Below are 21924 nucleotides of genomic sequence, written 5' to 3' on the forward strand. Positions count from 1 at the left end.
GAAGCGCTATCAGAGGGAATTAAAAAACAGGGGGAATTACAAATGGAAAATGAATTAAAAAGAATGGAAAATGAATTAAAAAGATTTGATGTCGCGCAATTAGCTCATGTGGAAATCTTCACACCGGTTCCAGATAAAACACTCTGGTTTTTTAAGGAATTATTAGGCATGACAGAAGTAGAGAGAGAAGGGCAATCGGTTTATCTGCGTTCCTATGAGGATTTTTACCATCATTCACTGAAAGTAACCGAAAGAAATGAACCAGGCTTAGGACATGTAAGTTGGAGAGCACGTTCAAAGAATGCATTAGAGCGGCGGGTAAAAGATCTGGAGCGATCCGGTGCAGGAAAAGGCTGGATAGAAGGGGATCTTGGACACGGTGCAGCTTATCAATTTACAACGCCTGATAATCATGCGATGGAAATACTGTATGATGTGGAATATTATAAGGCGCCAGAAAGCGAAATAACGTTATTGAAAAACCGTCCACAAAAAAGACCGAATAAAGGTATTCCAGTTCGTCGTATTGATCATGTTAATTTGTTGTCCAGTGATGTGACGTTAAATAAAAATTATATGATGGATGCGCTTGGATTTAATTTAAGAGAACATGTGGTTAAGAATGATGGATCTGAAATCGGCGCATGGTTAAGTGTGAGTCCGTTAGTCCATGAACTGGCATTGATGGGTGACCAGGGAACTGCTGAAAAAGGATTAGGAAGGCTGCACCACGTTGCCTTCTGGTATGGTTTCCCACAACATTTGGATGACCTGGCAGAACTATTGACGGAAAATGGTGTTGAAATTGAAGCAGGACCTTTAAAACACGGGGTATCCCAGGCATTGTGTATGTATGTAATTGAGCCAGGCGGCAATCGTATCGAATTATTCGGTGATTCCGGATACCTTATCTTTGATCCGGATTGGAAGCCAGTAACTTGGACACAGGAGGAAACAGAAAGAGCGATTATTTATTACGGTGCACCACTACCGGATTCGTACTTTAAATATGGAACACCAAATGTGAAAGTGCCGGTTCTGAAGTAGATATTGCAGTGGGTGTATGTTTCATACATGAAAAAGGAAGTAAAATGTTCAATTTATGATAAGTAATTAGCTAGATAATAATCTGTATAATTGAGAATATATTTAGGCTTTCATGGTGGTGGCTCATTCCCACGGAGGGGGCTGACGCCTATGTCTACTTTCGAAACAATATTTATAATGCTAAATTTTGGTGCGTTGAATATTGCTTATGCTGACATAGATAAACAAAGAAAAATAGCCACCCCACCCTATATAAGTCTGACAGCATTTAGTACGGTTATTTATCCCAAACTATTTGTGTGTCGCCTTTTGTATGGGAATTGCACTTCGGCTGAATGGTGTTAGTAGCACCGTTAAGTCTTTTATTATTGTATTATTTTCAAATTAAAGTATACTCTGTTTTGAATAAGTATTAAACTTTTAAAGATAAATAACTCAATTTTCATATAACAGTACTCTTCCTAGAACAAAATGTGTGGTGTTTATCAAACTCCAAGCGGGTGAATATCTACTGTTTGTTAAATAATATAAAGCACATTGAAATCAAGATGCAAAGGTCTTTACTTTTAAAGATCTGGCGTTTAATGTCAATTAATATTACAGCTAGACTGAGGACGCTTAGAATAGCGGGAGATACCCATTTTATTCTTGCGTCATTTTTTATTTTTAAAAGTATAACCGGGATAGTGTCGTCCTAAACCCAGCAAATTAGGCTATAATGAGTGCATGCGTAGTTGCTGCAATGTCATAAATGAAGTAGGCTTTGTTCAAGACAGAATCACGCGCATTTTTTAAAGCATCCAGATGATATTATAAAGCGGGTGAAGGGAAATGAAAAAATACGATCGTACAGATCAGGAAGCATTGCATTTTAATGATGAAATTACAACACAAGGGATCATCGAGGAAACGCATAAAAAACGGGAGGCTTTTCTTTATGCTATTCAAACCTGTAATACAGCACAATTAAATAAGCATAGAGAACTTTTTCGGTTCGAGCATATGAAAGAAGATCCATTAAAAATTTTTAATAGAGTACCTGGTAACAGATTACGTTCCTATAAAAATATCCTTTTATCTCATAACACACTATATGGCTATAGTGCCGAAAAAGGAGGACTAAGTGCTTCACAGTCCCATTTTATGTCGGAAAAGTACGCTATTATGATTGAACATTCAAGTAAATCATCACAGCTGGATCAGATTCATGAAAACATGATTGATGCATATACGGATCCATCACTTAGAATCAAAAAAGGCAAGGGTGTTACGCTTGTTGAAAGGGTCGAGAATTATGTTGAAATGAATTTTGCAGAGGACGACACCATAGATGAAATGGCCAAAAGATTACATGTACATCCATCCCACTTAATGCGTACGTTTAAAAAGGAAAAAGGGATGACCATCAGTCATTTTCGTAATCAAAAAAGATTAAAAGAAGCGAAGGAACTCCTTCTCCATTCAAATCTTACGATAACAGAGCTAAGTATGATGGTAGGATTTAACAATGTACCGTACTTTTCAAAGGTATTCAAAGAAGAAACAGGAATGACCTCAAAAGAATACAGAAAAATGCATATCAGGGATTAAAAAAGTTCCCCTATCAGACGGGATGAATCATTCTATATTTTGTAAAACACCTATATAAAAGTAGGTGTTTTTAATTTGGAATTACAAAATGCAATTATAGTATAAGAAATTGCTAGTATAAGTTAATTAATTATAGCTTAAACCATGTAAGATATAAGTAATACTTAATAAAACGCTTTCAAAATTTGTTTGATATTTTATGACATCTATATGGCTTAAATCTAGAAGGAGGTTTTATGGTGGTGGTGAAAGCGCTGCATTGATACTGGTAATCCTGAATTCTTATCTAATTTTATTTAGTTTGTTGGCAAGAAAAACTAAACAAAAAAATAAAACGTTTTTGTAAGCGGATTAGTACAGGCAAGTAATCGTATACAAAAACGTGAGGGGGAGATTGTATGGAATTAAAGATAGAGGAAGAAAAAGCTCTACAACAAAATACTAAACCAAGAAAATTTGGTATTAGGGACGAAATTGGTTACGCGGCAGGTGATTCGGCAGGAAGCTTTGTTAATCTATATGTAGATTCATTTTTTCTTGTATTTTGCACGTATGTCCTTGGATTAAGTCCGTTTTTTATGTCAGCAGTGTTTCTTATTGCAAGAACATGGGATGCAATAAATGATCCACTTATTGGATCGTTTCCAGACAGATGGAAACTAGGGAAAAGTGGCGATAAATTTAAACCATATATCAAGCTAGCGATGTTCCCACTCGCAATATCAGGTGTTTTGGCTTATACAAATGTGTCAGGACTGGGAAGTGGATTTACGCATGTCTGGGTTGTTGTTACTTATATATTAGTGGGTATGTCTTATACTGGAACATCCATGCCATTTGGCTCGATGATGTCCATCGTTACTCCAAATCCAGATGAACGTACAAAGCTTTCACGGGCAAGGGGAATCGGCGGTTTGCTAGTTGGTGGTGTATTTATGTCCTTTGTGCCGTTATTTATATTTAATAGTAATGGTGATGTTGTACCGCAAGCTTTCTTTTATATAGCCGTTATCTTTGGAATTCTTTCTTTACTGGGTTATACAACCTTATTAAAGTTAGTACCTGAGCGTGTAAAAGAACCCGTTGAAACGAAGGCAAAGTTCAACTATAAAAAGGTGTTAAAAAGCTTGCCAAAGAATAGACCATTAATGGGACTAATGGTTGCGACGGTTGGTCAACTGATTACCATTACAGGATACATCCAATTCAGCACTTATTTATTTGGAGAATATTATGGTAACCCACAAGTCGTACAGTTGGTAATGCTTGCAGCTATTCCGGGAAGTATTCTTGGCTTTATCGTCGTACCAAGGTTAGCAAAGAGATTTGGAAAACGAAATATACTATTAATCTCTTTATCCTTTAGTTTTCTTGTATTCCTGTTTCAATTTTTAGTACCAATTTCAAATGAGTATGTATTTATTCTACTTTATGCGATTGGTAGTGTAGGAGTGGCGCCCTATTTTGTGCTTGTTTGGTCATTGGTGTCGGATTGTTTAGATTACCATGAATATATCACTGGTGAAAGAAATGATGGTTCCCTATTCTCCATCTACGCATTCTCCCGAAAAATTGGCACAGTTATCGCGGCATCGGGAGCAAGTTTTTTGCTTGGCGTGATTGGCTATATTGCAGGCAATGCCACCCAATCACCGGATGTTATTGAGAATATCAGATGGATTGGGACTGGAATCCCATTACTATCCGTCACCATTCAGCTGATTGGTATCGGTTTTATCTTTAATTTGACGAAGGAGAAAACGGAGCACGTGACGGAGGAATTGAAACAACGTAGAGAGCATCAAGTCTTTGAATAGTAATGGATAAGAAGGAGTGGTTTATATGATGAAAAAGATTGATACACATTTACACATTACCTATGATGGATTAGGAATTAAAAAAGATTCATTTCATATTGCGGAAGCAAACGTGATGAAAGACTATATGGACACCCATCATGTGGAACATGGAATCATTTTACCTGGTGGTGAGTTTTATGAAATCTATGGGGGCAATATGGATGTTTGTGCAATTGCCCATCAATATCCGGAAACGTTTTCCTGGTTGTGTAATATCGATATTGAAAATCTAGATGATGTTGAAGAAAGACTAATTCGGTATAAAGCATTGGGAGCGAAAGGTGTAGGCGAATTTACGAAAAATTGTTATTTTGATGATCCCAGATTGGAAGCAGTTTTAAGCATTAGTGAAAAGTTAGAGATGCCGTTTCTTTTCCATATGAGTCCTAGGAAAGACTTTAATTATGGTGTTGTTGATGACATTGGCCTTCCGCGTTTAGAAGGCGCTTTAGCTAAATTCCCAAACCTCCAGATTGTTGGGCATTCCCAGCCATTCTGGTATGAAATCGGCGGCGATATGCCGCAGGATAATGATTCCAGAAATGAATATCCATCCGGACCAGTCAAACCAGGGGGCAGGGTGCCGGAATTGTTCCGTAAGTACCCCAATCTATATGGTGATCTCTCCGCAAATAGCGCAGGTAATGCCATTATGCGAGATCCTGAATTCGGCTATGCCTTCTTAGAGGAGTTTCAAGATCGGTTAATGTTTGCGACAGATATGACCAATACAGATATGTATTTTCCGCTTGGTGATTTTCTTGATGAAGCAGTTGAAAAGGGAAAGATCTCGGCAACTGTCTATCGGAAAATTTGTAGAGAAAATGCCATTCGCTTATTCAATTTAGATTTAGTGTGATCTGATTTATTAATGCAACAAATATGGGTGTTTACAAGGAGATGCAATCATGAGAAATTCACAAATGCGAACAAGGTTTTTAACAAAATTAACAAATGGAGAAGTGGAAGAATACTTGAATCGAAACGATATTATTTATGTACCAGTAGGAGTCACGGAAACGCATGGTGCTTTACCACTTGATTCTGAAACAGTACTTTCAGAGGCATTTGCATTAAAGATGGCCGAGGCTACAGATGGATTGGTCCTGCATAATTTACCATACTTCTTTGCTGGGGCAACCCCTGTTGGTAGAGGTACGGTACAAATGAGCATCAGGGATGGTACAGCTTATTTGGATAAAATTGCGCAATCATTATTAAATCAGGGGTTTAGACGTCAAGTATATGTTACGTTGCATGGTCCTGCCTATTTAACCGTAAGTCCCATGGTCAGAGATTTTTTTGATAAAACAAAAGCCCCGGTTCTTTATATGGATATGATGGTAGCAATAGAATCACTAAAAAATCTGTCGTTTAACGTTTTGGATAAGTTTAATGATATGGCGATTGGTGCATATGCTGTGTTAGATAGACTCGAGGATGTTCCGCTTCATGTACCGGAGTCTGATTCTGTGAGTTATGATGTAGAGAAAGTGGTGGCTGCAAATAAGAATAATCCAGCAAGCCCACTTGGAAAGTTTGCATTTCAATCCGGAGCGATTGGGTATTATTTCGATCAAGCTTCTGATCATTTATACACACCATTATTAAAAACTGCAGAAGATCGCGAGCATTATGCTAAGTCTGGGATCGAAGCGATTCATAACATTATCGAAGCGCTGGATATGCCAAGTGTTGTGAAGTCTATAAGAGAAGTTGATGAATATACAAAGGATAATAGTCTTGATAAATATGGAGAATGGCTACCTTAGACAAAGACAAGGAAGGTACTAAGTAATAGCAGGGTTTAGGTTGTATAATAATAGCATTAGCAGGTCGAGTAATTCCATAAAAAGGGCTACTAAAATAAATGTGATTACATTCATTTTAGTAGCTTCTTTAATTCTATGAATCAATTCCTGGAAAAACATCGGGAACTTCATTCGAAAGTCTAAATCTCCATGGTAATGTTCCTCAAACCTTTAGTATCATATTTAATTCTATCGTTTCCTCTTCGGAAGGGGCAATCCCCGTCCTTAAGGAAAAATGTAGAAAACGAAAAAAGTTTATCAGGAAATACTTGAAATTACTTATATTAAAATATAAATTTCTGCTTTCATATAATGCGGTTTCAATTGGGTTATCGTCGCCTTCAGGGAGTATTTATTTAATCTCCTTGCCCTCATCAATCCTTGACACGTCTATTTAAAGACTGTATTGTATCACGTTGTATGTTAAATTAAAGTGCTTTTAATCCTCCAATTTTACATGTTTAGCTTGTCACGCATCATGGAGAGGGTATAAGGATTTTTGTAGACATATGCTAAAAAAGTCTAGGGGGAACAAGTTTTTGAAGAATTTAAGCAAGAATGGTCAAACGATAGATAAACCGGTTCTATTTTTAAGTGGGGGAGCATTGCTTGCCTTTGTGATCATCGCATTGATCAACCAGGAATTGGTAACAAATGTCGTAGATTATTTGTTTGGCTTTTCTGTAAAATATTTTGGATCAATCTATCAATTTCTTATGATGGGAACTTTTTTAATTGCATTGTATTTGGGATTTTCGAAGTTTGGAAAAATCCGTTTGGGAAAGATGGATAAGCCAGAATTAAGCTATTTTAAATGGATTTCCGTTATTATGTGTACATTATTGGCCGCGGGAGGCGTGTTTTGGGCTGCTGCTGAGCCGTTAAGTCACCTATTAACAGTACCGCCATACTTTTCCGGTATAGAAGCAGGCACTGCGGAGGCAGTTGCACCAGCACTAGCTACTAGCTTTGTTGATTGGGGCTTTCTATCATGGGCACTCCTAGGAACACTAGGTACAATTGTATTGATGTATGCACACTATCATCGTGGAGCGCCGTTAAAGCCAAGGGCATTGCTTTATCCGATTTTTGGAGATAAAATTATGAAAAAAAGTGCGCTGGGTACATTTGTAGATACATTTTCAGTTATCTCGGTAGCGGCAGGTACTATTGGGCCAATCGGTTTCCTTGGTTTACAAGCCGGTTACGGAATAAGTTCTTTGTTTGGAATTCCCGATAATATATTTATTCAATGTATTATCATTATTGTAATTGTTATTGCCGCTGCGATTTCTGCCGCTACTGGAATTCATAAAGGGATTCAGATTTTGAGCACTTATAATGTTATTCTGGCGCTATTGCTTATGGTGGCCGTACTTTTACTTGGTCCCGGATTATTTATTTTCGACTCCTATCTGGAATCATTTGGCTTGTATGTACAAAACTTCATCAGTATGAGCACTTATCGCAGTGATAGTGCATGGCTCGGAGGATGGACCGTCTTCTTCTTTGCCTGGTTTATTGGTTATGGTCCGATGATGGCAATGTTTGTCAGTCGTATCTCCCGCGGAAGGACCATTCGAGAGCTTGTTACGACCGTTGCCATCGTTGCTCCTGTTATAGCGACGTTCTGGTTTACGGTAGTTGGTGGGGCAGGAATTTTCCAGGAAATAAAAACACCAGGTTCTGTTTCCAACGCGCTTAACAGCGATGGTCCACCAGCAGCGATGATGGCCATTGCGGATCAGCTACCGCTTGGAACGATTTTAGGGTTTCTATTCCTATTGGCAACTATCGTCTTTGTTCTGACAACGACAGATTCCATGTCCTTGACGATTTCAATGGCCATTACAGGTAATGGCGACCCATCGAAAACAATGCGTGTATTCTGGGCATTAATTATGGGACTTGTGGCAACGGTTCTATTAACGATCGGAGAAGATAGTGTAGACTCGTTACAATCCTTTATTGTAGTTACAGCAGTTCCGGTGTCATTGCTGATGTTGACTACATTTTGGACCGCACCCAAAGTTTGTAAGGAACTTGCTAAAGAGCAATTAGCGGGTACAATGGTAAGTCCGTCGATTCATGAAAATGAAGTGGTAGACAAAAGTAAATAGAAAATAGTATCATTCAAGCCACTACGATGAGGTAGTGGCTTTTTATAGCTTGAATTGGATGAGCTAATGCGTGGATAAGAAGGTAATAGTTTTGATAAATATGGAGAATGGCTATCTTAAGGTGCGACTAATATAAGAAGCAATTGCTGTCCTATTTCCGGGAGCGATTGCCTTTTTTATTTTTGGGAAAAGATTGATGTGTGCGTATCTTTAGATCAAATCACAGTTCACATTTTGCTAACGGGTATGAGATACTTCCTGTCGAAAGATGTCGTTCGAAAGGGTGAAATCCAATTTTGGATCTAAAGAATATGCAAAAAATCCAGAAAAAGAATTAAAACTCTGTCGAAATTTGTAAAATATACTGGTTTTCATGTCGAATGGAGTGCCAAAATTGAAAATTAGTAATTAGCCATTTAAATGGATGCGTGATATAAATGAGTCATTAGACCTAGGGAGTGTAACTAATGAAGGAGGAAAGAACGATAGCATATAAAGATTTAATAGAAAAGATCAATCAGCATGAAAAAGTCATTGCACAACTTGTCGAAATCATCGCAGCTACTAACCGGCAAGTTACAGATATAATAATCAAGCAAAAAAAAAGAGAAAAATAGTTACACTCCCTATTAACAATCCCCCCCCGAAGTTTTAAATTCTTAAAACTTACTTGGCAGATAGGAAAGATTTAAACCTCCCTATCTGCTTAAGTGCAACGAAGGGACTGGCTAAGAAATGTTTTGGATACCAACTTTTCTCATGTATTTCCCCGTTCCTACAAAAAGGGTAACTGATCCCCCAGTTGCCCTTTTTATTTCACGCTGCCAATTTAATCTTCTATATAAACATTTTTCAGTGAATAGTCTGTACCGAAAAGATGTTCTTCAAAATTTTTCACCTTGATGCCAGAGAACATATAAGCAAATTTAGCACCTGTATGAGGATTTTTTGCTAGGAGTAGACGAAGTCATTGACTATTACAGGGTGACCATTAGATCATTTTGGGCCATCACGCAGTTTAAGGATGTTTATAAAAGCATGTTAACTATTATACAATAATTTGATCAATTGTAAATTATTGGGATAGGATTTTTTTGACAAATGCTTAGATCCATCCTTCACCACTCGTTTGAATCCATAATAACGCGGGTAGAGATAAAATATACATGCTTTGATATGTACAAGTAACCTTTATTAAATGAGGGATTTTAACTCTTTGCAAAGGAGCGGATAGTAATGGCAACGTATACCATTAAATTAAAGAAAAAAGAACTAGTTGCGAAGGATACAATGGCTTTTCATTGGGAAATGCCAAATGGATTCGAGTTTAAAGCAGGTCAGCTTGGCGAATTTACGCTGATTGATCCAAGTGAGACCGATGAGGAAGGAAATACCAGACCATTTTCGTTTGTGTATGCGCCAAGTGAAAATGAATTGGTCACCACGACTCGCTTACGAGATTCGGCATTTAAACGAGTTTTAAAAGATTTGTCTGAGGGAAGTGAAGTCGAGTTTGACGCACCGCACGGAAATTTCACCTTGCATAAAACGGAATCAACACCAGCAGTATTTATCATTGGTGGTATCGGTATTACGCCGATCCGAAGCATGATTGCAGAGGCTACAAATAAAAAAACAGATCATGATCTTACATTGCTGTATTCCAATAAAACACCTGATGATGCTCCATTTTTATCGGATTTCGAGGATATGGCAGATGAAAATGGCAATTTCACGTTTGTACCTGTGATGACAAGGACTGAAGATTGGGACGGTGAAAGTGGCCATATTGATGCAGATATGCTTAAACGTCATATCTCGGATGTAAGTAAACCAATTTATTATTTGTCTGGTCCAGCTGACATGGTCCAAGCAATGCAAAAGATGCTTATTGAGGCTGGCGCGAATGAAGACAATATTCGAGCTGAGGAATTTTCGGGATATTAAGAAGGAATGGGCTGTATTTCGTATAAGCTACAATTGAGCTTAAAATTACTATCAAAGTAGTCGCGCGAGGGATCGTACCTGCGCGACTATTTTGATTTAATGATAACTCACACTAGGACTAAGGAGATTCCTTTCCAATCCGCCGAATCCTTAGTATACTGTTGCAAGGTAGTTTTGTGGATCAAACGATACATGGGATGTTTGAGCGGAGGTAATATAGCTATTACACCGACGAAAATAGGGAAGGAGCAACATATAAAGTGAAATTACGTTATGTTTGGATAGCGCTAGTGGCTGTTACGTTGATATTATCTGGTTGTAAGGATAACATGCGGATGGAGACATCGGATGATCAAACGGAAACAGTTAATGATAAATCGAAAGATATACAACAAAATATAGATAAGAAAATGAAAAAAGAGCGAGATAAAATTAAACAGTATATGGATAGTGATATGAATGAGGCCATCGCGCATCAGAATAAGGCAATGGAATCATTCGAAAAAGCCGAAAACATGGACAGCGATAAAGAGCAGTATGAGGTTTTTATTAATGAGACAATGCCAGAGGCCAAAAAGGCATTAGAGGCAGCAAAAGCACTTAAGGGCAGCGCCGATCCGAAAGATCTTGATCAATTAGAAGATAAGCTGATTAAACCATTAGATACCTTTGTAAATATGCTGGAATATAAGGTAGACGCCATGAAGGCTAAAACCGAGCAGGAGAAAAAACAATTGGAGGAAAAGTTTGAGGAGCTTGGGAAGAAGTATGTGGAAGAACTCAAGGCTTACTATGACAAACTTGAGGCAATTGGCAAGAAATATGATCTGAATATCGATTTGGATAATTTGAAGGTATTGAAAGAGCAAATTGAACGAACGCTCGAAATAGCGAATTTACTTCATGTTTCCAGTGAAAATTTAAAGCAATTGGTTGCATTCCAGCAAGAAGCAGTGAATGCCCTGCATGATTTGGTAGAGGATCGTTCGAATCCGGATCGTGAACGGATAGAAAAATGGAAGAAACATCTCTTCCCGCAATTGGATTCCATTTTAGATGAAAATGAAGACAAGGAAATGAACCGGGAACAACTGGGTGACTCGCTGGATCAATTAAAAAAGGCAACCAAGGAAAATTTGGATGCACTGGAAATGCGAAAAGAAGGAATCGATAAGAACGATAAAGACCTTATCAAAAAATCAGATGAGAAATACAAAGCGTATAAAAAGGAAATTGATACATTCCGTTCGAATCTAGAAGATGCCAAATCGAAAATGGATGAACTCAAAAGTCGGGACGATTGATCCGGCGGTTGCAGCAAATATGTTTTACGATAAAAATTGAATGGCGCTTGAAAAATTAAGTATCCTCCACAAGATGTGGGGTTAAGGTATTTGATTAATTGCCGCTGTGTATAGTACGAACGATAAGGGGGATTACCATGAAACGGCCGATTATTATTGATACCGATCCGGGAATTGATGACATTGTTGCGATAACAGCAGCATTATTTTCAGACAAGCTAGACGTTAAACTTATTACTACTGTTGGTGGGAATGTAGGAATTACGCATACGACAAGAAATGCGGTTGATTTGGTTACTTTTTTAGGGAGAAATACACCGATAGCAAAAGGGGTCGATGAGCCATTAGTTAATAAACCAAAAACGGCATCACAGGTACATGGCAGTAGCGGTGTGGGAACCTATCAATTTGAAGCCGAAGGAAACACTGCTTTACTTTCTAAGGAACACGCGGTTATAGAGTTGAGGAATAATATAATAGATGCCGCGGTGCCAATAACGCTTGTAGCAATAGGACCACTAACGAATATTGCACTTCTGTTCAAAATGTTCCCAGAAACAAAAGAGAACATAAAAGAAATTGTGTTAATGGGTGGTGCTATCGAAGGTGGTAATGCCACACCAGTAGCAGAATTTAATATATTCGCAGACCCACATGCAGCCAAGATTGTCTTCGATTCAGCTATTAAAATTTTTATGTGTGGCTTAGATGTAACGCGCCTAACGAGTGTGACAGCAGGCGATGTTGCGAAAGTGAAGGAACAAGGAACAGTCGGAGAAATGATTGCTGAAATGCTGGCATATTATAAGCAGACCTATTCTGATGACGCAATTACTATCCATGATTTATGTACGATCCTTTATTTAACACATCCTGATCTCTTTCAAACGAAGCGGGCAAAAGTAAATGTCGTAACAGAAGGGGAAGCAGCCGGACATACAGTGGTGAATGATAGCGATGATGGTAATGTTTTTGTTTGTGTGGATGCAGATGTAGAAGCATTTAGGGAGGAATTTATACAGGTGTTTGTAGAGACTATTTGAGTTTGATAAATTCTTAAATTAAAGCCAAAAGCCTTATTCACATAAAGTTGAATAAGGCTTTTGGCTTTAGTTATGAAAAATACCATCATTTCATCTGAATCGTGCTGATATGCTAATGAAAACTGGATGCAAAGGTAAACACTGGATTTTGGAAATCAATCCTAGATGTTTTTAAATAACAATGTTTAATAGAATAGTCAGTGTCACAATACTGAGCAAAGTGGATATCAATGTAATACTGGATACTAACTCTGGCTCGGTATCAAACTCAATTGCATACATTGTTGTAGTAGCAGCAGTTGGCATTGCTGAAATAATAATGAGCACCGATGCGATGACTGGATCCATCTCAACAACTAACACGAATAAAAATGCAATAACAGGTGCTACAATCATTTTTAGTGTAACGGAAGATGCAACAACCTGCCAATTGAGCTTTAATCCGGTTATCGATCCAAGTTGCATGCCGAGCATAATCATCATGACAGGTATAGCTGCATTTCCGACCATCGATAAGGTAGAATGGATTGCTTCGGGAACACCAACTGAAAAATAATGTAATATAAATGCTAGCATTGCAGCGTAGGTAGTTGGCATTTTCATCACATTGCCAAGTGCCCGCTTCATCCCACTGGTGCTTCTTGACGCATAATAGATCCCAAAGAAATTATTCTGCAGCGTCTGTACAATCATGATGAAAACGGCATAGGGTACTGCAGCACTTCCCACGCTGAAAAGGACAACCGGTAATCCATAATTCCCCGAATTCATAAACCCTGAAGCAAGAATGGATGCACTTTCTGTATTAGGCTCCCATTTGAAAACTCTTGCCAGTATTTTATTTAATCCCACCATGATATAGAATAGGACAAACATATAAATCAAAATGACCATAAATCCACGATCATATTCAGCCTCATATAAAGTAACAAACACTAACGCTGGCGACAATATGTATAACGATACAGCAGATACAGATTTTACATCAAGTGCTCTAATTCGTTGCAAAATAAATCCTGAAGCAAAGACAGCCATAATTGGTAAAATAACACTAAGAAACAAACCCACTGATAACATCTCCATTTTAATAGAACTAGGAAATAGTTTATCATAGATTTGTTGGTGGATGGTTGAATTTTATATAGAAGGGGAATGCACCGAGTTCAGCGAGGGTGCAATTTTTCTTTGCAGAAGTTATTTTACTTAATATTCAAAAAACAGTTTAATATAATTGCTTATCTTCTATAGTTGAATATGTAATTAGGCTTTCATGGTGGTGGCTCATTCCCCAGAGGGGGTGATGCCTATGTTTACTTTCGAAGCAATATTTTTAATGCTGAATTTTAGTGCGTTAATTATTGCTTTGCTGACATATATAAACAAAGAAAAATAACCACCTATAATAGCCTCGACAGCATTTAGAGCGGTTATCTTTCCAAACTATATGTGAGTCGCCCCTTTGAAGGGCAATTACACTTTGACTGAACAGTATTAATGCACCGTTCAGTCTTTTATTATTGTATTGCTTTTCTAATTAAAGTATACCCTATTTTGAATGAATATTAAACCTGTAAGCTGAGTTAATTTTAAAATTCTTCTTTTACTTGTTTTAGAATATCGATACTGAGTTCACCGTTCGCACGTTTATTGAATTCCATAGATACAATGTTTAAAAAGTAAAGTGGATCAGGAAAAAAGATGAATCGAATAGAGTATTAGGTAACTTAACAAATAACATATTGTAGAGAAGTAATGAAAAATATTACCCGGGAAATATGTCGAAATAGGGAGTAAGGATAGGGCAGTTAATTCTTGTTAAAGTCCGGTTCGTTCAACTAACATTAAAAAGGTAGACAGGCTAAATTGGCAATCCTGTAATTTTAGCTAAAAGGCAGCAACTGCTGGCTTTTGTTAATTCATTGTGAACGTATACATTGAATCTAATAATGATTGCTGGAAGATGTAGTCTTATGCGGATTCAGCATTTGTAATATTATGGTGTCGACATCATGCAAATGTAGGATTTGAAAAAGATGTATTAAAACAGTCAAGTAGTTTTAAATTTGCTCATTTTATCTAATGATTTCGAGACAAGTTACTGACCTCATAAAAAGAGGTGTTTCTTAGCTTGTTGAATATACGTAAAGGATGGATACCTGTCATAAAGTCGACAGCTGTATTAAAAACAGGGGGTACTTTTGCAACATCTCCAAAACCAACTACCACAAAACAAGTCCATCGTAGCTCCTTCACCAGCAGCTTCCCAGAACTTCTGAAGTGTTTTGGTTGCAATAATCAGTAGCAAACATGACTGAAATATTACGTTGAAAGTCTTTATTATTGCGATTATCAGGAACAGGTCTTGCCCACTTCTTCTAACAGTATTTCCATATTTTGATTATCACTTCTATACTTATTTAAGTTTTGATATAGAAAAATTCTATGGGTAGTCATCAATTATATATACTTTATAAATGCCTATATTCATATTAGAGTAATAGTAATATAACAAAAATATAAATTGACCGATTTAGGAGGATGTTCAGATGTAAAATATATTTTAAAACCTAAATATTTTATATCGAAATTTAATTGCCTTTAAGTAGTATTTTAAAGCTTGATATGAAAGCGCTGTACTTTATTACTGAGCGTACTATATAAAATAAAAAGAGATCAGTTTCTAAATGTAACTTGATTATGGGGGATGTTTTTATGCTTAGTTTAGTTGGGTTATTGGTTATTGGCATTGTAGTTATACTTTTACTTACAGGAAAGACTAGTCCTTTGGTTGGGATGGTAGCGATACCAATTATTGGTGCGTTCATACTTGGTTATAATTTAAATGAACTCAATGGTTTCTTTAAAGAGGGATTGGACACAGTTATTCCTGTTGCTGTTATGTTCATATTCGCAATCCTATTTTTTGGTGTAATGAGTGATGCAGGTTTATTTGATCCATTAGTAAAGAGTGTTATCAAGTTAACAAATGGTAATATAATTTTAATCGCTATTGGGACTGTTATTGTGGGTTCTATTGCACATTTAGATGGTTCTGGAGCTACAACTTTTCTAGTTACGGTTCCAGCTTTTTTGGCCATCTACAAAAAGATGGGCATGAGTCCTAATTTACTCGTCATGCTGGTTGCCTGTAGTATTGGTATTGTGAATTTTTTGCCATGGGGCGGGCCAATTGCTAGATCCGCTGCGGTAACAGGTATAGGAGTAACGGAACTTTGGAAGCCCCTCATTCCATTTCAAATTGTAGGGCTTGTCCTATTGTTAATTTTCGCTGGCTTTTTAGGATGGCGTGAGAAAAAAAGGATTTCTAAAAATACTGATAGTAATATAAACACTAGTTTCAGTCAAGAAGCAGCAATAATTGAAGAAGGAATTTATTCAGAAGAATTAGAATGTAGTAACTATCATAAAAAGTTAATCTACATTAATTGGGCAATATTCATAGGAGTATTGGTTTTAATGATGGGAGGCTTCTTGGATCCGGCATTTGCCTTCATGATCGGACTTGTTGTAGCTTTACCCTTGAATTTCAGAAAAACCAGCGAGCAAATGAATCAAATAAAAATGCATGCGCCGAGTGCAATAACTATGGCTGCGATCATACTCGGAGCTGGAATGTTTTTAGGGATATTAGATGGAACAGGAATGTTAGATTCAATTGCGAAAAGTGTAGTTGTTGTCCTACCAGAAACGGTTATACCAGTGCTTCATCTTGTAGTCGGTTTCTTCGGTTTACCTTTGGATCTTGTTACAAGCACTGATGCATATTATTTTGCACTTTTACCACTGGTTGAACAAATTGTAGCGCCCTATGGGGTAGATTCGTCAACAGTTGTTTATTCCTTAGCTATTGGTAATAACTTTGGTGCCATGATTAGCCCTCTTGCTCCAGCTACATGGCTAGGAATTGGCTTAGCTGGTATTTCAATAGGAAGTCATTTACGTTATTCGTTTTTTTGGATGTGGGGATTTAGCCTTGTCCTTCTTCTTGTTGCATTCCTACTTGGTATTGTGTCAATTGGTTAAGATGTTTAAGTGAAGATTTAGGAATTAATATAAATGGTATTTATTGCTGAGGAAAATATAGAGTTAATATTAAAAACCCCCTTTTACTAGTTACTGCATGGCAGTCTAATTATATCAAAGGTGGGTTTTTGTGTTATATTAACTTTAAACTAGACTACTGAATAAAAAAAGATCGTTAAACTCTTCAGAGGATTCGACAGACAAATTATTAACCTTAGAGATATAGTAGTCAAATTTTAGATGCAATATGAAGCTGCTTAGAATAACCTTCAAACATACACTTTATTGTATCTTTGCTTTCTCAGCAATCCACAAAGCGACCTGTAAATTCAAAGCATCCTCAAACTTCCTTGGATCATATCCGGTCTCCGCGGTAATTTTGTTCAAGCGATATATCAATGTATTTCTGTGCACAAATAATTTGTCAGCTGCCTTTTGGATGTTCAGATCATTGGCGAAAAATGCCTTTAGTGTTTGGGACCTGACTTTATTACAGTCTTTTAATATCCGCCCTGAAAACCGATTTGATAGTGTCTCATTAAGCTGATAAATTAATGACTTGACTTCAATATGGGCAAAAGAAACCAGTTCTTCACTATCTTCACTTATTTTTAGGCTAAGATCACAATCCAAATAAGACTGATTAAATTTTTCAAGTTTACTGAAGGGGATACTATAAGCCATTTTAAATAAGATATTTGTTTTTTTCATTGTGTAAAAAATACTGTCTATCTTAAAACTTGCATCTTTCTCATCAAGACCACAGATAGTGACAAGTATCCGATTAACATTTATAAAACTAACAATCCCATTATTTTCGCCAATCTTTTCTTCCAACTTTTGAATTAATTGCTGGTTTGAAATAGATCGCTCTGCTATTTGAATGATAATCGTCATAAAAGGCGGATTTAGGTCGAAATTAAGTAAACCTAAACCGCGATCGATATTGATATAGGAAGGATCATCCTTTAACAGCTCTTCGGTAATCATATCCTTCGTCCGCTGCCTCCATTCCATCTGTGAAGCGATGAATTCCTGTTTAACCATAAGTTCAGTGGTCATCTTTACAAGCTCTCCAATATCCTCCATCTGATGTGGATCACCTGTAACACCTATGACGCCAATAATATCTTCTTGGAAAACAATTGGAAGATTAACTCCAGGTTGAGCCCCTTTCCAGTTTTTGCTTTGTTCAGAATGAATAATGAGTGTTTTGCCAGTCCTAAGTACTTCTAGTGCTCCCTCGTGGGTTAATCCTATCCTAGACCTATCTTGTGTAGCTATAATTACACCATTGACATCCATAATGTTAACATTTCGATGCAGGCGTAATGAAGTTTCTTTCACGATCTCATGTGCAATTTTTTTTGTTAACATATTCATGAATTCTCCCTATCAGTTAGTTAAAACAAACAAAAAATAAACTTATCTTAGTCTTATTTTTATATATTATAGCCATAGACAAGTATAGTCAAGATTCGTATAATTAAACCAATACATTGAAAGCGTTTTCTCAGGAGGTTAATATGAAAGTTATAATTGCTCCAGATTCATTTAAAGGGAGTCTGACTGCTGTTGAAGTGACAAAATCAATAAAAAAAGGTGTTATAAATGCTTTTCCCGATGCGGAAACAATTTCACTTCCCGTAGCTGATGGTGGGGAAGGAACGCTAGAAACATTGGTTTCTGCAACGAATGGTGAAATAAGAGAAGTATCTGTTGTTGGACCATTAGGAAATAAAGTAAAAGCAGCCTATGGAATTTTAGGAGATGGTAAAACTTGTATTATTGAAATGGCAAGTGCTTCAGGATTAGCACTTGTTCCTGAAGGGAAACTATCACCTTTAAATGCAACAACTTTTGGAACGGGACAATTGATTAAGCAAGCATTGGACGATGGTTTTTCAACTTTCATTATTGCCTTGGGAGGATCGGCGACAAACGATGGAGGCGCTGGAATGCTTCAAGCGTTGGGGCTAAATATCCTTGATAAAGAAGAAAAAGAAATAGGCTATGGCGGAGGCAAACTAGAAAATATTGCTAGGATTGATATGAATTATTTTGATAAAAGAATAAAAGATAGCAAATTTATAATTGCATCCGATGTACAAAACCCGTTAATTGGCTTGAATGGTGCATCTTATATTTTTGGACCACAAAAAGGTGCTGTACCAGAAACTGTTAAATTGCTAGACAAAAATATCTCCCATTGGGCGAATAAGGTTGCTGATGTAACAGGAGTTTATCTTCATGATCTCCCTGGTGCAGGTGCGGCAGGCGGAATAGGTGGCGCATTTCAGGCGTTTTTTCCGGTAGAGATGAAACGAGGCATAGATGTAGTTCTTGATTATATTAAACTTGATGATTATTTGTCGAATGCAGATTTGGTAATCACAGGTGAAGGGCAAGTGGATCATCAAACTGCCTCTGGAAAGACGCCACTCGGAGTTGCTCAGGCTGCAAAAAGGAAAAGGGTTCCAACAATTATCTTAGCAGGTGCTGTCGGTGAAGATGTAGAAGTACTTTATGAATTTGGTGTTGTAAGCGTTAATAGTATTATCGATAAGCCTATGACACTAAATGAATCTATTAATCACGCATCGCAATTATTGGAAAAGAGTGCTGAACAAATTGTACGTTCATACTTTTACCGCAGTATAAATGGAATAAAGGGAGGCGCATTAATTTGAGAATTAAAGAAACAGTTGAGAAAATTCCCGGTGGATTAATGGTTGTGCCGCTTTTATTAGGTGCCACATTGAATACAATTGATCAAATGCATATTCCAATGGTAATGAAGTCACTCGAGTTTCTTGGAGCGCCACAAACTGAAGAAGGATTTTACGAGTTCTTGAGGATTGGCGGATTTTCACAAGAACTGTTTAAGGATAGTGCACTTGTACTTATAGCATTATTTTTGTTCTGTGTAGGGAGTCAAATGAACTTAAAAGTTGGCGGTCTTGCTTTGAAAAAAGGAGTTCTGCTGACAAGTTCCAAATATTTGACTGGCCTCGCTGTCGGAATGGCCTTCGGTATGATCTTTGATCCATGGAATGGTATATTAGGGCTATCCACTTTGGCCATTATTGCAGGAATGACGAACAGTAATAGTGGAATGTATGCTGCGCTGACTGGTCAATACGGTAATCGATCTGATGTTGGCGGTTTATCTATTCTTGCCATTAATGATGGTCCTTTTCTGACACTTTTGTCATTGGGGATTCTTGGAACCGCTTTACCTATGATTGCATTTATTGCTGTATTGTTACCAATTGGTATTGGGATGATCTTGGGTAACTTGGATCCAAAAATCCGAGAATTCTTGAAGCCAGGTGAAACATTGACCATACCGTTCTTTGCCTTTGCACTAGGTGCTGGAATGGATCTGGCGAACTTCTTAAACCCATCTGTACTGGCTGGAGGGTTAACAATTGCTATACTTACTTTTGTTCTTACTGGTGGGGTGTCGATCCTTGTATTTAAGTTATTCAAGGAAAGAAGTTATATAGCACCGATTGCTGAAGCTTCTACAGCTGGAAATGCAGCTGCTACACCAGCAGCAGTAGCAGCTGCAGCCTCTGTAGCAGTTGGTTCCGGTGCAATGACTGCAGCTGAATTCGAAGCGATACAGAATATCGTACCAATTGCAACGGCGCAAATATCCATTGCAACCATTGCAACATCCTTATTATGTCCATTAGGGGTCATTCTGATGGATAGGTATCAAAGAAAAAGAGGCATTGATGGTACAAAGGAAGATATTGGTCGTAAGCATAATGAAAATAGAACAGAATTAAAACAATCGGTAAATAATTAGTTTTGCGTTGAGAAGATAAATATTATTCCATAGAAAGGATGGGTAAGCACTATGAAAACAGAATTACTGTATGGTGAAAAAGGTCTTTTACTAGATTTACCGGATCATTCATTTATGATTGAACCGAACAATTTGCCGAAATTGAAGGATGAGAAAGCATCCATTCAAAGTGCATTAAGAAATGCAATAGGTACACGTTCCTTAAAAAATTCGGTTAAATCAACAGATACCGTATCAATTGTAATTAGTGACATTACTCGACCTACACCAAATCATATTTTAGTTCCTTTATTAATAGAGGAATTAGATCATGTCCCACTTGAGAACTTTGTGATTATAAATGGGACGGGTACACACCGGGACCAAACAAGAGAAGAGTTTGTACAAATGCTTGGGCCTTGGGTAGTGGATAATATTCGTATCATAAATAATGATTGTCATAATAAAGATACACTCGTAAATCTTGGTAAAAGTAAGTTTGGATGTGATGTATATCTAAATAAGGATTATGTTGAATCAGACTTCCGTATCGTAACTGGCTTTATCGAACCACATTTCTTTGCTGGATTTTCCGGTGGACCAAAGGGAATTATGCCGGGAATTGCTGGCATCGAAACAATTATGACCTTCCATAATGCTAGAATGATTGGGGATCCGCTCTCTACATGGGGAAATATGGCAAATAACCCAGTGCAAGATATGACCCGTGAAATTAACGGGATGTGCAAGCCGGATTTTATGTTAAATGTCACACTGAATCGAGAAAAAGAAATTACAGCGGTTTTTGCGGGAGAGCTTTATCAGGCACATGATGAGGGTTGTGCATTTGCCAAAGAGCATACGATGTTTCGCTGTGAGGAACGTTTTGATGTTGTGATCGCCTCGAACTCAGGTTATCCATTAGATCAAAATCTTTATCAAGCTGTTAAAGGAATGAGTGCTGCCCATAAAATTGTTAAAGAAGGTGGATCGATCATTATTGCGTCTGAGTGTTCTGATGGTTTACCGGATCATGGAAACTATTCTAAAATCTTTGAATTGGCAAAGACACCTCAGGATTTACTAGATATGATTAATAATCCTGAATTTAAAATGTTTGATCAATGGCAGGTGCAAAAGCAAGCGGTTATTCAAGTATGGGCGGATGTCTATGTTTATTCCAAATTAACAGAAGATCAGGTAACGGGAGCGATGCTTAAAGTTTCCCATGATATTGAGGACACATTGGATAAATTAAAGCAAACCTATGGAGAAGACATGTCTATTGCTGTTTTACCTTTAGGTCCTTTAACAATACCGTATGTTGAAGAATAACAGACTAGGAAAAAATAATATAAAGTGA

At 37.3% G+C, this 21924-nt stretch carries 17 protein-coding genes; 15 read left to right on the forward strand and 2 right to left on the reverse strand.

Annotated elements, in window-relative coordinates:
• The first annotated feature begins 42 nt into the window (after window positions 1–42).
• From JOC34_RS07715 to JOC34_RS07760, 10 genes are all read left to right on the forward strand, one after another.
• Window positions 43–1047: a catechol 2,3-dioxygenase gene (locus JOC34_RS07715; RefSeq protein ID WP_239544170.1), complete on the forward strand. Its 1005-nt coding sequence runs from the start codon at window positions 43–45 to the stop codon at window positions 1045–1047.
• 831 nt (window positions 1048–1878) lie between these two features.
• Window positions 1879–2637 carry a helix-turn-helix transcriptional regulator gene (locus JOC34_RS07720; protein WP_205136177.1) on the forward strand — a complete coding sequence of 253 codons (759 nt, stop codon included), beginning with the start codon at window positions 1879–1881 and terminating at the stop codon, window positions 2635–2637.
• Between the two features lie 398 nt (window positions 2638–3035).
• Window positions 3036–4454: an MFS transporter gene (locus JOC34_RS07725; RefSeq protein ID WP_205136178.1), complete on the forward strand. Its 1419-nt coding sequence runs from the start codon at window positions 3036–3038 to the stop codon at window positions 4452–4454.
• A 25-nt stretch (window positions 4455–4479) separates the two neighbouring features.
• On the forward strand, window positions 4480–5355 hold the full coding sequence (locus JOC34_RS07730; protein WP_205136179.1) for an amidohydrolase family protein: 876 nt from the start codon (window positions 4480–4482) through the stop codon (window positions 5353–5355).
• Window positions 5356–5404: 49 nt separating this feature from the next.
• Window positions 5405–6268: a creatininase family protein gene (locus JOC34_RS07735; RefSeq protein WP_205136180.1), complete on the forward strand. Its 864-nt coding sequence runs from the start codon at window positions 5405–5407 to the stop codon at window positions 6266–6268.
• A gap of 578 nt (window positions 6269–6846) precedes the next feature.
• Window positions 6847–8427, forward strand: coding sequence for a BCCT family transporter (locus JOC34_RS07740; RefSeq protein ID WP_239544171.1), 1581 nt, complete (start codon window positions 6847–6849; stop codon window positions 8425–8427).
• A 467-nt stretch (window positions 8428–8894) separates the two neighbouring features.
• A complete protein-coding gene (locus JOC34_RS07745) occupies window positions 8895–9044 on the forward strand; it encodes a hypothetical protein (RefSeq protein ID WP_205136182.1) in 150 nt (49 codons plus the stop codon).
• 619 nt (window positions 9045–9663) lie between these two features.
• Window positions 9664–10374 carry an FAD-dependent oxidoreductase gene (locus JOC34_RS07750; RefSeq protein WP_205136183.1) on the forward strand — a complete coding sequence of 237 codons (711 nt, stop codon included), beginning with the start codon at window positions 9664–9666 and terminating at the stop codon, window positions 10372–10374.
• 260 nt (window positions 10375–10634) lie between these two features.
• Entirely contained in the window at window positions 10635–11678 is a 1044-nt protein-coding gene (locus JOC34_RS07755) for a hypothetical protein (RefSeq protein ID WP_205136184.1), read from the forward strand.
• Between the two features lie 137 nt (window positions 11679–11815).
• A complete protein-coding gene (locus JOC34_RS07760; protein WP_205136185.1) occupies window positions 11816–12721 on the forward strand; it encodes a nucleoside hydrolase in 906 nt (301 codons plus the stop codon).
• A gap of 171 nt (window positions 12722–12892) precedes the next feature.
• Here the strand turns inward: JOC34_RS07760 and JOC34_RS07765 are convergent, their stop codons facing one another.
• Entirely contained in the window at window positions 12893–13789 is an 897-nt protein-coding gene (locus tag JOC34_RS07765; protein WP_205136186.1) for an AEC family transporter, read from the reverse strand.
• Window positions 13790–14027: 238 nt separating this feature from the next.
• Here JOC34_RS07765 and JOC34_RS22220 point away from each other — a divergent pair, with 238 nt between their 5' ends.
• Window positions 14028–14114 carry a putative holin-like toxin gene (locus JOC34_RS22220; RefSeq protein ID WP_420856120.1) on the forward strand — a complete coding sequence of 29 codons (87 nt, stop codon included), beginning with the start codon at window positions 14028–14030 and terminating at the stop codon, window positions 14112–14114.
• A 1319-nt stretch (window positions 14115–15433) separates the two neighbouring features.
• Entirely contained in the window at window positions 15434–16765 is a 1332-nt protein-coding gene (locus JOC34_RS07770) for a CitMHS family transporter (RefSeq protein WP_205136187.1), read from the forward strand.
• A 282-nt stretch (window positions 16766–17047) separates the two neighbouring features.
• Here JOC34_RS07770 and JOC34_RS07775 read toward each other — a convergent pair whose 3' ends face one another.
• Entirely contained in the window at window positions 17048–18142 is a 1095-nt protein-coding gene (locus JOC34_RS07775; RefSeq protein WP_205136188.1) for a CdaR family transcriptional regulator, read from the reverse strand.
• A gap of 149 nt (window positions 18143–18291) precedes the next feature.
• Between JOC34_RS07775 and JOC34_RS07780 the strand changes: the two genes are divergently transcribed.
• Genes JOC34_RS07780 through larA form a run of 3 tightly spaced genes read left to right on the forward strand, consistent with a single transcriptional unit; the run spans window position 18292 to window position 21896 of the window.
• Window positions 18292–19455: a glycerate kinase gene (locus tag JOC34_RS07780; protein ID WP_205136189.1), complete on the forward strand. Its 1164-nt coding sequence runs from the start codon at window positions 18292–18294 to the stop codon at window positions 19453–19455.
• Window positions 19452–20582 carry a 2-keto-3-deoxygluconate permease gene (locus JOC34_RS07785; protein WP_205136190.1) on the forward strand — a complete coding sequence of 377 codons (1131 nt, stop codon included), beginning with the start codon at window positions 19452–19454 and terminating at the stop codon, window positions 20580–20582. The genes JOC34_RS07780 and JOC34_RS07785 overlap by 4 nt, the downstream gene beginning before the upstream one ends.
• Window positions 20583–20633: 51 nt before the next feature.
• Window positions 20634–21896 (forward strand): nickel-dependent lactate racemase, encoded by a 1263-nt coding sequence (gene larA, locus JOC34_RS07790; protein WP_205136191.1) that lies wholly within the window; start codon window positions 20634–20636, stop codon window positions 21894–21896.
• The last annotated feature ends 28 nt before the right edge of the window (window positions 21897–21924 follow it).

Source organism: Virgibacillus halotolerans, from assembly GCF_016908515.1.
Lineage (GTDB): Bacteria > Bacillota > Bacilli > Bacillales > Amphibacillaceae > Virgibacillus_M > Virgibacillus_M halotolerans.